The 15,695-nt window shown below is 37.5% G+C and carries 13 protein-coding genes and 1 pseudogene; all 14 read left to right on the forward strand.

All coding sequences use genetic code 11. The features are described from left to right. Positions 1 to 485: His/Gly/Thr/Pro-type tRNA ligase C-terminal domain-containing protein (locus AC1DJR_RS02760; RefSeq protein ID WP_477001976.1), on the forward strand; the 485-nt coding region annotated here is incomplete at its 5' end. A 124-nt stretch (positions 486 to 609) separates the two neighbouring features. Continuing rightward, entirely contained in the window at positions 610 to 4,911 is a 4,302-nt protein-coding gene (locus AC1DJR_RS02765) for a PolC-type DNA polymerase III (protein ID WP_060749551.1), read from the forward strand. 333 nt (positions 4,912 to 5,244) lie between these two features. Then, the gene (rimP, locus tag AC1DJR_RS02770; protein ID WP_002088165.1) at positions 5,245 to 5,715 is read left to right on the forward strand and encodes a ribosome maturation factor RimP; all 471 of its coding nucleotides are present in this window, start codon (positions 5,245 to 5,247) and stop codon (positions 5,713 to 5,715) included. Positions 5,716 to 5,732: 17 nt separating this feature from the next. Beyond that, a complete protein-coding gene (gene nusA / locus AC1DJR_RS02775) occupies positions 5,733 to 6,839 on the forward strand; it encodes a transcription termination factor NusA (RefSeq protein WP_002014554.1) in 1,107 nt (368 codons plus the stop codon). An 11-nt stretch (positions 6,840 to 6,850) separates the two neighbouring features. After that, entirely contained in the window at positions 6,851 to 7,123 is a 273-nt protein-coding gene (gene rnpM / locus AC1DJR_RS02780) for an RNase P modulator RnpM (protein ID WP_002088161.1), read from the forward strand. Continuing rightward, the gene (locus tag AC1DJR_RS02785) at positions 7,124 to 7,435 is read left to right on the forward strand and encodes a YlxQ family RNA-binding protein (protein ID WP_002111365.1); all 312 of its coding nucleotides are present in this window, start codon (positions 7,124 to 7,126) and stop codon (positions 7,433 to 7,435) included. It abuts the gene before it with no gap. Positions 7,436 to 7,439: 4 nt separating this feature from the next. After that, positions 7,440 to 9,249 (forward strand): annotated as a pseudogene (gene infB / locus AC1DJR_RS02790) (translation initiation factor IF-2). Beyond that, complete coding sequence (locus AC1DJR_RS02795) at positions 9,246 to 9,527, forward strand: DUF503 domain-containing protein (RefSeq protein WP_002088157.1); 282 nt, start codon at positions 9,246 to 9,248, stop codon at positions 9,525 to 9,527. Before infB ends, AC1DJR_RS02795 begins: the two are co-directional and overlap by 4 nt. Before the next feature lie 15 nt (positions 9,528 to 9,542). Then, positions 9,543 to 9,899: a 30S ribosome-binding factor RbfA gene (rbfA, locus tag AC1DJR_RS02800; protein WP_000776437.1), complete on the forward strand. Its 357-nt coding sequence runs from the start codon at positions 9,543 to 9,545 to the stop codon at positions 9,897 to 9,899. 90 nt (positions 9,900 to 9,989) lie between these two features. After that, positions 9,990 to 10,913, forward strand: a complete 924-nt coding sequence (gene truB / locus AC1DJR_RS02805; RefSeq protein WP_429686826.1) for a tRNA pseudouridine(55) synthase TruB — start codon at positions 9,990 to 9,992, stop codon at positions 10,911 to 10,913. A gap of 43 nt (positions 10,914 to 10,956) precedes the next feature. Continuing rightward, entirely contained in the window at positions 10,957 to 11,928 is a 972-nt protein-coding gene (gene ribF, locus AC1DJR_RS02810; protein WP_002128800.1) for a bifunctional riboflavin kinase/FAD synthetase, read from the forward strand. 100 nt (positions 11,929 to 12,028) lie between these two features. Continuing rightward, positions 12,029 to 12,298 carry a 30S ribosomal protein S15 gene (gene rpsO, locus AC1DJR_RS02815; RefSeq protein ID WP_001229392.1) on the forward strand — a complete coding sequence of 90 codons (270 nt, stop codon included), beginning with the start codon at positions 12,029 to 12,031 and terminating at the stop codon, positions 12,296 to 12,298. Between the two features lie 161 nt (positions 12,299 to 12,459). Beyond that, on the forward strand, positions 12,460 to 14,613 hold the full coding sequence (gene pnp / locus AC1DJR_RS02820; RefSeq protein ID WP_002033682.1) for a polyribonucleotide nucleotidyltransferase: 2,154 nt from the start codon (positions 12,460 to 12,462) through the stop codon (positions 14,611 to 14,613). Positions 14,614 to 14,767: 154 nt separating this feature from the next. Further along, complete coding sequence (locus AC1DJR_RS02825) at positions 14,768 to 15,667, forward strand: polysaccharide deacetylase family protein (protein ID WP_002033683.1); 900 nt, start codon at positions 14,768 to 14,770, stop codon at positions 15,665 to 15,667. The last annotated feature ends 28 nt before the right edge of the window (positions 15,668 to 15,695 follow it).

Here is a 15,695-nt window from a genome sequence, read left to right on the forward strand (position 1 = left end):
TTGAAGTTGGTCATGTATTCAAATTAGGAACTCGTTATAGTGAAGCAATGAACGCAACGTTCCTAGATGAAAACGGAAAAACAAAACCACTTATTATGGGTTGTTACGGTATCGGTGTATCTCGTACAGTGGCAGCAATTGCAGAGCAGTTTAATGATGAGAATGGTTTAGTTTGGCCAAAATCTGTTGCACCGTTCCATGTGCATGTAATTCCAGTAAATATGAAATCTGATGCACAACGTGAAATGGGTGGAAATATCTATAACTCATTACAAGAGCAAGGATACGAAGTATTACTAGATGATCGTGCAGAACGTGCAGGTGTTAAATTTGCAGATGCAGATTTATTCGGCCTTCCAGTTCGTGTTACAGTTGGTAAAAAAGCAGATGAAGGTATTGTAGAAGTGAAAGTACGTGCTACAGGCGAGTCTGAAGAAGTGAAAGTAGAAGAACTTCAAACATATATTGCTAATATTTTAAAATAAGAAGAGGTACCTCGTAATGAGGTACCTTCTCTTTCTTTGTAAACGTATTTTGTAAAAGAAGAAGGAAGAAATCTTTCTTTGTAGTACGTTTCAATTTATAATAGCAAATGGAAGGAGAGTGCTTATGTCATTAACAAATGAACAACAAGAGCGATTTCAAATTTTGCTCCAACAGTTGCAAATACCAGAAGACCTTATAAATCAATATTTACATGGCGGTGGTATTGAAAAGCTAGTTATTGATAAAGCGAATAAAAGTTGGCATTTTGACTTACAAGTGCCACGTATTTTGCCGACAGAATTATATGAGTTGCTAGAAACAAAGCTTAAGCAATCATTTTCTCATATTGCAAGAACAACATTTGCATTAGAAGCAGAGAATAAACAATTTACAGAAGAAGAAGTGAAGGCATATTGGCCGCTTTGTACAGAACGAATTACATTTTCACCTATGTTCGCGTACTTAAAGAAGCAACTTCCGCAGGTCAATGGCGTGAAGTTGCTATTAAATGTGAATAATGAGCTGGAATCTACTACTTTAAAGAAAAACGTTGCGAAACCAGTAGGTGATCAATACGAAGCTTTTGGATTCCCGCGTTTTCAGTTAGACACACATATAAAGCAAAATGCAGAAGAAATGCAAAAGTTTCGTGAGCAAACACAGGAAGAAGATCGTCAACGAGTTATACAGGCTATGGAAGAGATGGCTAAAAGGCAAGCTGAAGAAAGTGATGTTGTTCAYGAAGGACCAGTTGTGCTTGGTTATCTTATTAAGCCAGATGAAGAGATTACGCCGCTGCGTGAAATTCAAGATGAAGAAAGAAGAAAAACCGTTCAAGGGTATGTTTTCCATGTAGAGACGAAAGAACTTCGTAGTGGACGTACGTTATTAACTTTAAAGATAACTGACTATACGGACTCTATTATGATTAAGATGTTCTCACGTGATAAAGAAGATATCCCGATGTTACAATCCTTGAAAAAAGGAACTTGGGTAAAAGCGCGTGGTTCAGTTCAAAATGATACATTCGTGCGTGATTTAGTTATGATCGCAAATGATATAAATGAAATAACGGGACCTTCTCGTAAAGATAAAGCAAAAGAAGGGGAAAAAAGAGTAGAACTTCATCTTCATACTCCAATGAGTCAAATGGATGCTGTTACTTCTGTTTCTAAGCTCGTTGCCCAAGCTGGAAAATGGGGGCATGAGGCTATTGCAGTTACAGACCATGCTGTTGCACAGTCGTTCCCAGAAGCATATTCTGCTGGTAAAAAGGCTGGAGTTAAAGTTCTATATGGTGTAGAAGCAAATTTAGTTAATGATGGTGTGCCGATAGCATATAACGAAGCACATCGTCTACTTGCAGAAGAAACATATGTTGTCTTTGACGTTGAGACAACAGGGTTATCTGCTGTATATGATACAGTCATTGAGTTAGCTGCTGTAAAGATAAAAGGTGGAGAAATTATTGATCGCTTTGAATCTTTCGCAAATCCTCATCAACCATTATCGGCGACGATTATTGAATTAACAGGTATTACAGATGATATGTTAACTGATGCACCAGAAGTGGACGAAGTGTTTAAAAAGTTTGAGGAATGGATGGGTGACCATACACTTGTTGCTCATAACGCAAGCTTCGATATGGGCTTTATTAACGTAGGTTTTAAAAAGGCTGGGATAGAAAAAACGAAAAATCCAGTTATTGATACGTTAGAACTTGCACGGTTCTTATTCCCAGAAATGAAAAATCATCGATTAAATACGATGTGTAAAAAGCTTGATATTGAATTAACGCAACATCACCGTGCGATTTATGATACAGAAGCAACGGGATATTTACTTGTGAAGATGTTAAAAGATGTGATTGAAAAGGGATTTGAATATCACGATCAACTAAACGATAGTATGGGACAAGGGGATGCGTATAAACGTGGGCGTCCAAGTCATATGACGTTACTTGCCACATCAGATGTTGGATTGAAAAACTTATATAAACTTGTTTCATATTCTCACTTGAATTACTTTTATCGTGTACCACGTGTACCACGATCACTATTAAAAAAATATCGCGAAGGCATTTTAGTAGGAACAGCTTGTGACAAAGGTGAAGTGTTTGAAGCTATGATGCAAAAAGCGCCTGAAGAAGTAGAAGAAATTGCACAGTTTTACGATTACATTGAGGTTATGCCTCCAGAAGTGTTACGTCATTTAGTGGAACGTGAACTCGTTCGAGATGAAGGACAGTTAAAAACAATAATTTCTAACTTAGTAAAACTAGGTGAGACGTTAGATAAGCCAGTTGTTGCTACTGGGAATGTGCATTATTTAGATCCAGAGGACGCGATATATCGGAAAATTTTAGTCAGTTCGCAGGGAGGAGCTAATCCGTTAAATCGCCATTCATTACCGCCTGTACATTTCCGTACAACAAATGAAATGCTAGATTGTTTTTCATTCTTAGGTGAAGACAAAGCGAAAGAAATTGTTGTGACAAATACACACAAGATCGCATCATTAATTGGTGATGTTCGTCCAGTAAAAGATGATTTATACACACCGAAAATTGAAGGTGCTGATGATGAAACACGTGATATGAGCTATATAATGGCAAGAAGTATCTATGGAGATGAGCTACCGGAAATTGTAGAAGCTCGTTTGGAAAAAGAATTGAAAAGTATTATTGGACATGGATTCGCYGTTATTTATTTAATTTCACATAAGCTTGTGAAAAAATCGTTAGTGGACGGTTATCTAGTAGGTTCGCGTGGATCGGTAGGTTCATCATTTGTTGCAACGATGATGGAAATTACAGAAGTAAACCCATTACCACCGCACTATGTATGTCCAAAGTGTAAACAATCAGAGTTCTTTAATGACGGTTCTGTAGGTTCTGGTTTTGATTTACCAGATAAAGAATGCCCAACATGTAATGTTCCATATGTGAAAGATGGGCATGACATTCCTTTCGAAACGTTCCTTGGATTTAAAGGGGATAAGGTACCGGATATCGATTTGAATTTCTCCGGAGAATACCAACCACGCGCCCATAACTATACGAAATTACTGTTCGGTGAAGATTATGTATACCGCGCAGGAACAATTGGTACGGTTGCGGAAAAAACCGCTTATGGGTATGTGAAAGGCTATGCTAATGATCATAACTTAACAATTCGAAATGCAGAGATTGATCGCTTAGTTGCGGGATGTACAGGTGTAAAGCGTACGACCGGACAGCATCCAGGTGGTATTATCGTTGTACCAGATTACATGGATATTTTTGACTTTTCACCAATTCAGTTTCCGGCTGATTCAATAGGTGCTGAGTGGAGAACAACGCACTTTGACTTCCACTCAATTCATGATAATTTATTGAAACTTGATATATTAGGACACGATGATCCGACTGTTATTCGTATGCTTCAAGATTTAAGTGGTATTGACCCGAAAACAATCCCAACGGATGATCCAGAAGTAATGAAAATTTTCTCTGGTCCAGAGTCTTTAGGGGTAACGGAAGAACAAATTAACTGTAAAACAGGTACACTTGGTATACCAGAGTTTGGTACGAAATTCGTAAGACAAATGTTAGAAGAAACGAAACCAACGACGTTTTCAGAGCTTGTCCAAATTTCTGGACTGTCCCATGGTACAGATGTATGGTTAGGTAATGCGAATGAATTAATTTATAACGGTACGTGTACACTGAGTGAAGTTATCGGTTGTCGTGATGACATCATGGTATATTTAATTTATCAAGGCTTGGATCCATCATTAGCCTTCAAAATCATGGAGTCGGTGCGTAAAGGTAAAGGTGTACCAGAAGAATGGGAAGAGGAAATGAGAAATAACAATGTACCAGGTTGGTATATTGATTCATGTAAGAAGATTAAGTACATGTTCCCTAAAGCCCATGCGGCTGCTTACGTACTTATGGCTGTACGTATTGCATACTTTAAAGTACATTTCGCACTTTTATTCTATGCGGCATATTTTACAGTTCGTGCAGATGACTTTGATGTAGAGGCGATGGCGAAAGGTTCAGCATCCATACGTGTAAAAATTGATGAAATTGCACAAAAAGGATTGGATGCAGCACCGAAAGAGAAGAGTTTATTAACGGTACTAGAAATGACACTTGAAATGTGTGAGCGTGGTTATTCATTCCAAAAGGTTGATTTATACCGCTCGCATGCAACCGAATTTATAATTGATGGGGATACTTTAATTCCTCCATTTAATGCAGTTCCTGGTCTTGGTACAAACGCAGCTTTCAGTATTGTTGAAGCTCGTAAAAATGGTGATTTCTTATCAAAAGAAGACTTACAGCAGCGCAGTAAGGTTTCTAAAACGATTATTGAGTATTTAGATGGTCAAGGTTGTCTAGGAGATTTACCGGATCAAAACCAATTGTCACTGTTCTAATAGGTAGGAAAAATCTTTGCAAATCAACATTTGCTATGGTATACTATAAACCGAGATAACCATGTCATGTATATTTTGTGAAAAAGAGAGTGGGGAAACCCACTCTTTCGTGTTACTATCTACATTTTGCTTATGTAGATAGTAAAGATATTTCTGTCGTATATACATATTTTGTTACAAGTTTTACTTCTTAAATTTGGTAATACTAAGACAGATATTCCCTGCTTAACGGCAGGGGCTTTTGTTAGCTAACGAGAAAGAATAAGATAGACCGTCTTTATGAACGGGATCTTTTCTTGTAAATGGTACATGGCGGCAGGAAGGAGGCTGTTTATGGATAAGAAAGTCACAGAAATTGTAGAAGCATTTGCGCAGCCAATCGTTGAAGAGTTAAATCTTGAACTTGTAGATGTAGAGTATGTGCAAGAAGGACAAGACTGGTTCTTACGCGTATTCATCGATTCTGAAAAGGGAGTCGAAATTGAAGAATGCGGTGCGGTAAGTGAACGTTTAAGCGAAGCTTTAGATAAAGAGGATCCAATTCCTCATCTTTACTTTTTGGATGTATCATCTCCTGGAGCGGAACGTCCATTAAAGAAAGAGAAAGACTTCCAGCAAGCGGTAGGAAAACAAGTGGCAATTAAAACATATAAGCCGATTGATGGTGAGAAGATGTTTGAAGGAAAGCTACTTTCCTACGACGGTAATACAATTACACTACTATTAACAATTAAAACACGTAAAAAAGAAATCCAAATTCCAATGGATAAAGTTGCAAATGCGCGACTTGCTGTTACGTTTTAGTAAGAAGGGGGATCTTCATGAGCACTGAGTTGTTAGATGCTTTGCTCGTATTAGAATCAGAAAAAGGTATTAGCAAAGATATTATTATTGATGCGATTGAAGCAGCATTAATCTCTGCTTATAAACGCAATTTTAACCAAGCACAAAACGTTCGTGTGAGCTTTAACCCAGAAGTGGGAACAATTCAAGTTTTAGCACGTAAGGACGTTGTAGATAATGTGTTTGATCCACGTCTTGAAATCTCTGTAGAAGAGGCAAGACAAATTAATCCAAACTACCAAGATGGTGACGTACTAGAAATTGAAGTAACGCCAAAAGATTTTGGTCGTATTGCAGCGCAAACTGCAAAACAAGTTGTAACACAACGAGTTCGTGAGGCGGAACGTGGTGTAATTTATTCAGAATTTAGTGATCGTGAAGAAGACATTATGGTTGGTATTGTACAGCGCCAAGATGCTCGTTTCATCTATGTAAGCTTAGGTAAAGTAGAAGCTTTATTACCTGTAAGTGAGCAAATGCCAAATGAGCAATATAAACCACATGATCGTATTCGCGTATTTATTACAAAAGTAGAAAAGACAACAAAAGGACCACAAATTTACGTATCACGTACACATCCTGGTCTTTTAAAACGTTTATTCGAAATGGAAGTTCCAGAAATTTATGATGGAACTGTAGAAATTCGCTCTGTAGCACGTGAAGCAGGCGACCGTTCTAAAATTTCTGTATATGCAGAGAATATCGATGTTGATCCAGTAGGTTCTTGTGTAGGACCGAAAGGACAACGTGTACAACGTGTTGTAGATGAACTAAAAGGTGAAAAGATTGACATCGTTCGCTGGTCGAATGACCCAGTTGAATATGTTGCAAATGCTTTAAGTCCATCACAGGTTGTTAAAGTACTTGTAGATGAAGCAGAGAAAGCAACAACTGTTGTTGTTCCAGACCACCAGCTTTCATTAGCGATTGGTAAGCGTGGACAAAATGCGCGTCTTGCAGCTAAATTAACAGGCTGGAAAATTGATATTAAAAGTGAGTCTGATGCGAAACAACTTGGTATTGTGACAGAAGAAGATAGCGTAATCGCATTCGGATTCGATTCAGCTGAAGACGAAATCGAATAGAGGTGATGAGTATGAGCAATCGAAAAGTTCCGTTACGAAAATGTATTGCGACGCAAGAGATGAAATCAAAACGAGAGCTAGTTCGCATTGTTCGTTCCAAAGAGGGCGAAGTGTCTATTGATTTATCAGGAAAAAAATCAGGACGAGGTGCATATTTATCAAAAGATAAAGAAAGCATTATTCAAGCCCAAAAGAAAAACATTTTGGAACATCATCTAAAAGCGAAAATCGACAGTTCTCTGTACGAAGAGCTTCTTGAGCTTGTTGAGAAGGAGTCGAAATAAGTGTCTGATTGGAAATCATTTTTAGGACTAGCAAACCGCGCTCGAAAAATYATTTCGGGTGAAGAACTYGTTTTAAAAGAAGTACGAAGTGGCAAAGCAAAGCTAGTATTGCTTTCTGAAGATGCGTCAGCGAACACTACAAAACGTATCATTGATAAAACCACGTACTATAACATACCAATGAGAAAAGTCGAAAATCGACAACAATTAGGGCATGCGATTGGGAGAGACGAGCGAGTCGTTGTAGCTATTTTAGATGAAGGCTTTGCGAAAAAGCTACGTAGCATGCTCGATACAAATTACCGGGGGTGAAGGTATGAGTAAAATTCGAGTACATGAATATGCAAAAAAAAATAATATCTCAAGTAAAGATCTTATGACAAAACTAAAAGAGATGAATATCGAGGTTTCGAATCATATGACAATGTTAGAAGATGAAGTAGTAAACAAATTAGATAATCAATATAGCGCTGGAGCGGAAAAACCTTCTGTTGCAGATGAGTTTGAAGTAGAAGAGAAAGTTGTTCGCAGTAAAAAGAACAGCAATAAGAATAAGAAAAAAGGCAAAGCAAATGAAGATAAACGTCAAGATAACTTTGCTGGAAGACAACAAACACCAATAGTAGAAACACCAGATAAAATCACTTTCTCTGGAAGCCTTACAGTAGGTGACCTTGCTAAAAAGTTAAGCAAAGAGCCATCTGAAATTATTAAAAAGCTCTTCATGCTAGGAATTATGGCGACAATTAACCAAGACTTAGATAAAGATACAATAGAAGATTACGTTCTTAGATACACCAGGTCACGCGGCATTTACAACAATGCGTGCTCGTGGTGCACAAGTAACAGATATTACAATTCTTGTTGTTGCAGCTGATGACGGTGTTATGCCACAAACAGTTGAAGCGATTAGCCATGCGAAAGCAGCTGGAGTACCAATTATTGTTGCTGTGAATAAAATGGATAAACCAGCGGCAAATCCTGATCGTGTAATGCAAGAATTAACAGAATATGAATTAGTTCCAGAAGCTTGGGGCGGAGACACGATTTTCGTACCAATTTCTGCAATTCAAGGCGAGGGAATTGACAACTTACTAGAAATGATCCTTCTTGTGAGTGAAGTAGAAGAATATAAAGCAAATCCAAATCGTTATGCAGCTGGTACTGTAATTGAAGCACAGCTTGATAAAGGTAAAGGAACTATCGCGACATTACTTGTTCAAAACGGTACACTTCGAGTTGGAGATCCAATTGTTGTTGGAACATCATTCGGTCGTGTTCGTGCAATGGTAAGTGATATTGGTCGTCGTGTAAAAGTTGCTGGTCCGTCAACTCCTGTTGAAATTACAGGTTTAAATGAAGTGCCACAAGCGGGAGATCGTTTCATGGCATTCGCTGATGAGAAGAAAGCTCGTCAAATCGGTGAATCACGTGCACAAGAAGCGTTAGTTGCACAACGTGGTGAGAAATCTAAATTCAGCCTGGAAGATTTATTCCAACAAATCCAAGAGGGCGATGTAAAAGAAATTAACTTAATTGTGAAAGCAGACGTACAAGGTTCTGTAGAAGCAATGGCAGCATCACTTCGTAAAATTGATGTTGAAGGCGTAAAAGTGAAAATTATCCATACAGGCGTAGGTGCGATTACAGAATCTGATATTATTTTAGCTTCTGCATCTAATGCAATTGTAATTGGATTTAACGTACGCCCTGATGTGAATGCGAAGCGTACAGCTGAATTAGAGAAAGTTGATGTTCGTTTACACCGTATTATCTATAAAGTAATCGAAGAAATTGAATCAGCAATGCAAGGTATGCTGGATCCAGAATTCGAAGAAAAAGTAATCGGTCAAGCGGAAGTTCGTCAAACATTCAAAGTAACAAAAGTTGGAACAATCGCAGGTTGTTACGTAATAGACGGTAAAATTACACGTGATAGTGGCGTTCGTATTATCCGTGATGGCGTAGTAGTGTTCGAAGGAAAACTTGATACGTTAAAACGTTTCAAAGACGACGTAAAAGAAGTTGCACAAAACTATGAGTGTGGTATTACAATTGAGAGATATAATGATCTTAAAGAAGGGGACATCATTGAAGCATACGTTATGGAAGAAGTGAAGCGATGATTATCGCTTCACTCTCATTCGAGTGTATGATTTACGATGTGCATTCTTTAAAAGAGAAACGAGCAATTTTGCAACGTGTGTTAACTCGTGTGAAACAGCGCTATAATGTAGCTGTTTCTGAAGTTGGGCATCAAGATGTATGGCAACGTACAGAAATTGCAATTGTTTCCGTATCCTCAAATCGTGTTGTCTGTGAAAAAGAAATGAATCGTGTACTTGAGTATATCGATTCATTTCCTGAAATTGAACGTACGATAACACATTTGGAATGGTATTGAATGAGGTGAAGAGTTATGAAATTACGTGCGAACCGTGTGGGCGAGCAAATGAAAAAAGAATTAGGCGACATTATCAGTCGTAAAATTAAAGACCCACGTATTGGATTTGTTACAGTAACAGATGTACAAGTGAGTGGAGATTTACAAATTGCTAAAGTATACATTTCTGTTTTAGGTGACGAAGAACAGAAAGAAAATACATTAAAAGGTTTAGCGAAGGCAAAAGGCTTTATTCGTTCAGAAATTGGCCAACGTATTCGTCTTCGTAAAACACCAGAAATTACCTTTGAGTTTGATGAGTCTATCGGATATGGTCATCGAATTGATACACTTTTACATGAAATTAATAAAGACGGTAAACGTGAAGAATAATGGATAGACATTTGTCTATCCATTTTTTCAATGTAAAATAAGTTTTGCATAATTGCAATTACTACAAAAGAATAATGATGAGGTGAGTATATGGAAGGTGTAGTATTATTACATAAGCCAAAGGGAATGACATCACATGATTGTGTGTTCAAATTAAGAAAGATATTGCGTGAGAAACGAATTGGTCATACAGGGACACTGGATCCAGATGTAACAGGAGTATTACCTATTTGCGTTGGGCGTGCAACAAAAATTGCGCAATTTTTAACAAGTGAAACAAAAACATACGAAGGTGAAGTGACATTAGGATTTTCAACAACAACAGAAGATGCTTCTGGTGAAGTTGTGGAGAAACAAGATGTAAATCGTGTCATTACACGTAAAGAAGTAGAAGAGGTACTAGCGGAATTAACAGGGACAATTGAACAAATGCCGCCGATGTTCTCAGCTGTAAAAGTTAACGGGAAAAAACTATACGAATATGCAAGGGCAGGACAAGAAGTTGAACGTCCAGTTCGTACAATTACAATTCATGAATTTGGATTACTTGATGAACGTGAAGTTTTTGAAGGGGAAAATATTTCATTTCGTTTCCGTGTAACGTGTAGTAAAGGAACATATGTAAGAACACTAGCAGTAATGATAGGTGAAAAACTTGGATTTCCATCACATATGTCTCACCTTGTAAGAACAGCATCTGGTGAATTTTTACTAGAAGATTGCATATCATTTGAAGAAATTGAAGAAAACGTGCAAAATGGAACAGTAGAGTCTATTTTCATCGCAATTGATGAGGCGCTAAGTAAGTTTCCAAAAATGGTTGTAGATGAAAAGCAAGCTGAAAAAATAAAGAACGGTATGTTCTTAAAGAATGAATTAGAAACAACAGCACCATTTATTACAGTATTTGATAAAAATGATCGTTGCTTAGCAATTTATGAGCATCACCCAAAACACCCTGGAATGCTAAAGCCAATGAAAGTACTTGTGAATAATCAAGAACTAAAGCTATAATGAATTATTGGAAGGATTATTACAGAAAAAGGTGAATTCAAGCGTGAAACTTATTCATTTAACTCATCCACATGAACAAAATAAAATAGAATTACCACCTACTGTAATGGCATTAGGATATTTTGATGGCATTCATTTAGGACATCAACGTGTGATTCGAACAGCGAAAAAAATAGCGGATGAAAGAGGATGTAAAAGTGCTGTCATGACGTTCCATCCACACCCATCTGTTGTATTAGGAAAAAAAGAAGCGCATGTGGAGTATATTACACCGATGCGCCTTAAAGAAGAAATCATCGCAAGTTTAGGAATTGATATCTTATATGTGGTGAAATTCGATGAGCCATTTGCTGGATTATTACCACAGCAGTTTGTCGATGAGTATATTATTGGTTTAAATGTAAAGCATGTAGTAGCAGGCTTTGATTATTCATATGGACGTTTAGGAAAAGGGAAGATGGAGACTTTACCATTTCATGCAAGAGGGGAGTTYACACAGACCGTGATCGAAAAAGTTGAATATCAAGAAGAAAAAGTAAGTTCTACTTCATTACGAAAGTTAATTCGAAACGGTGAAATGGAACAAATTCCATCTATTTTAGGGAGAGCTTACACGGTAGAAGGAACAGTTGTACACGGTGATAAGCGTGGACGTCAAATTGGTTTCCCAACTGCAAATGTAGGTTTAAGTGATGAATATTTGTTGCCACCTGTAGGTGTATATGCGGTAAGATTGAAGGTTCATGATGAATGGCATGATGGTGTATGTAATATCGGATATAAACCAACTTTCAAAGAGAATGAGCGTCAATTATCTATTGAAGTGCATCTATTTGAATTTAATAAAGACATATACGATCAAAGTGTTACAGTGGAATGGCACATGCGTATAAGAGAAGAAAAAAAGTTTAATGGAATTGATGAGTTAGTTGCTCAAATCGCTCAAGATAAAAAGGTTGCCCAAGAATATTTTGCGAGCGTAAAGAATATACTTGCTTTTTCAAATGAAAAGTAGTATTCTATGTTATGTACTTTATGACAACCATTACTTGGCATTGCGACTCACCGATGCTTGCTAGGTAACTGGGGGTTTAATTATTAGGAGGTGAAATAGGATGGCTTTAACACAAGAGCGTAAAAATGAAATCATTGCACAATTTAGAACTCATGAGACTGATACTGGTTCTCCAGAGGTTCAAATTGCTGTCCTAACGGAGCAAATTAACACTCTAAACGAGCACTTACGTACTCACAAGAAGGATCATCATTCACGTCGTGGTCTATTAAAGATGGTTGGTAAACGTCGTAACTTACTTACTTACCTTCGTAATAGCGATATCACACGTTACCGTGAATTAATCACAAAGCTTGGCTTACGTCGATAGTCAAAGAAGCGGGAATATTCCCGCTTTTTTGTTAGGTAAAAATATATCTTCTACTCTTTATAGCTTACTTAATTTTCGGCAATACTAGAGGAAAGAATATTGTGATATACTATCCATTTACATAGAAGAATTGAATATTTTAAATTGAGAGGGGTACTTAAATGAGTCAGGAAAAGCAAGTCTTCTCGATAGATTTAGCTGGTCGTCAGCTAACAATTGAAACAAGTCAGCTTGCAAAACAAGCAAACGGAGCAGTATTAGTAAGATACGGCGACACAGCAGTTCTATCTACAGCAACTGCATCAAAAGAGCCAAAAAATGTAGATTTCTTCCCGCTTACAGTAAACTATGAAGAGCGTTTATATGCAGTTGGAAAAATCCCAGGCGGTTTTATTAAGCGCGAAGGCCGTCCAAGTGAAAAAGCAATTTTAGCAAGTCGTTTAATTGACCGTCCAATCCGTCCACTTTTCGCAGATGGTTTCCGTAATGAAGTACAAGTTGTCAGCATCGTAATGAGTGTTGATCAAGACTGTTCTTCTGAGATGGCAGCTATGCTTGGTTCTTCATTAGCATTATCTATTTCAGATATTCCATTTGAAGGTCCAATCGCAGGTGCGACAGTTGGTCGTATTAATGGCGAGTTCGTTATTAATCCAACAGTAGAACAGCAAGAACAAAGTGATATGCACCTTGTTGTAGCTGGTACGAAAGATGCAATTAACATGGTTGAAGCAGGAGCGGATCAAGTACCTGAAGAAACAATGTTAGAAGCAATTATGTTTGGACACGATGAAATTAAACGTCTAATTGCATTCCAAGAAGAGATTGTACAAGCTGTYGGTAAAGAGAAAACAGCAGTGAAACTTTATGAAGTGGATGCTGATTTGAACCAAGCTGTACGTGAAATGGCTGAGACAGATATGCATTCTGCAATTCAAGTGCACGAAAAACATGCACGTGAAGATGCAATTAGCGTAGTGAAAAAGCGTGTAATTGAGCATTACGAAGCTGAGGAAGCTGATGCTGATACATTAGGACAAGTAAGTGAGATTTTATATAAAATTGTAAAAGAAGAAGTACGTCGTCTTATTACAGTTGAAAAAATCCGCCCAGATGGTCGTAAAGGTGACGAAATTCGTCCTTTAGCATCAGAGGTTGGCATTTTATCTCGTACACATGGTTCTGGTCTATTCACACGTGGACAAACGCAAGCATTAAGTATTTGTACATTAGGTGCATTAGGCGATGTGCAAATTTTAGATGGTCTAGGTGTAGAAGAGTCAAAACGCTTTATGCACCATTATAATTTCCCTTCATTTAGTGTTGGTGAAACAAGACCAATGCGTGGACCAGGTCGTCGTGAAATTGGTCACGGAGCACTAGGAGAACGTGCTCTTGAACCTGTGCTTCCATCTGAAAAGGATTTCCCATATACAGTTCGTCTTGTATCTGAAGTATTAGAGTCAAATGGTTCTACTTCACAAGCGAGTATTTGCGGTAGTACATTAGCGATGATGGATGCGGGTGTACCACTTAAAGCACCAGTTGCTGGTATTGCAATGGGTCTAGTGAAATCTGGTGAGCATTATACAATTTTAACAGATATTCAAGGAATGGAAGACCATTTAGGTGATATGGACTTTAAAGTAGCAGGTACTGCAAAAGGTGTAACTGCACTACAAATGGACATTAAAATCGATGGTTTATCTCGTGAGATTTTAGAAGAAGCATTACAACAAGCGAAAGTTGGTCGTATGCACATTCTAAATCACATGTTATCTGTTATCGCTGAACCTCGCATTGAGTTATCTGCGTATGCTCCGAAGATTATTACAATGGCAATTAACCCAGATAAAATTCGTGATGTTATTGGACCAAGTGGTAAACAAATCAATAAAATCATTGAAGAAACTGGCGTTAAAATTGACATCGAGCAAGATGGTACAGTATTCATTTCATCAATTAATCAAGAGATGAATGAAAAAGCGAAGAAAATTATCGAAGATATCGTTCGCGAAGTACAAGTAGGCGAAATCTACTTAGGAAAAGTTAAACGCGTTGAAAAATTCGGTGCGTTCGTTGAATTATTTAGCGGTAAAGATGGACTTGTTCACATTTCTGAACTTGCACTTGAGCGTGTAGGTAAGGTAGAAGACGTTGTGAAAATCGGTGATGAGATTTCAGTTAAAGTTATCGAGATTGACAAACAAGGTCGTGTAAACTTATCTAGAAAAGTATTGCTAAAAGAAGAGCAAGAAAAAGAAGCAGCTAAAGAAGAAGCAGCTAAAGAAGAAAACGCACAAGAGCAACAATAAGTGAAAGCCAGTTTAGCTGGCTTTTTTTGTTATGTAAAAAATGTGATTCATTTAGATTTTTATGTGAGTATAGGTATAGTTTTCATCATAACGCTCAAATTAACAAAGATAAGAAGAAAACGGTTTCTTTTTTATAGTTAATGGGAGGGTTTATATGAAAGCTCGTATATTAGCGTACATATTTATATTTTCTTTATATATGGGTTGTGGCTCTTATTCCGTTTTTGCGCAGGATAACTTGCATGAAGAGATTCAAAAGCATGTAAAACAGTACGAGATTATGCCGCAAAATGCGATGATTGATAAGATTTGGAAGGCGACGCCTGGGTATAATGGAAAACAAGTGGATATAGAAGCGTCCTATAATAATATGAAGAAAATCAAGAAGTTTGATCAAAAACAACTTGAATTTAAGGAAGTATCACCGAGTGTTCACTTAGAGGATTTACCACCAGCTCCCATTTATCGAGGACATCCAAATAAAAAGATGGTGGGATTAACAATTAATGTGGCCTGGGGTAATGAGTATTTGCCACGTATATTAGAGATATTGAAAAAACATGATGTGAAGGCGACTTTCTTTTTAGAAGGACGCTGGGTGAAAGAAAACTTACGATTTGCCAAAATGATTGTCGATGCAAATCAAGAAGTAGGAAATCATTCTTACACACACCCTAATATGAAAACGCTGTCTACAGATGAAATACGAGATCAATTACAAAAAACGAATCGAATGATAGAAGCAGCTACAAATCAGAAAGTGAGATGGTTTGCTCCGCCAAGTGGAAGCTTTCGGGATGAGGTAGTAAAAATAGCGGATGATTTCCAAATGGGGACGATTATGTGGACTGTAGATACAATTGATTGGAAGCGGCCAGAACCGGGTGTGCTATTGCAGAGAGTAATGCGAAAAATACATCCAGGTGCTATTGTACTAATGCATCCTACTTCATCTACAACAGAAGCGCTAGATACTATGATTAAAAATTTAAAGGAACAAGGATATAAAGTGGGGAATATTACAGAATTACTTGATGAAAAACGTGTGGATTAAATACATTTGCATGACATTCATCTCTAAA

Source organism: Bacillus sp. 05T31 (genome assembly GCF_056396725.1).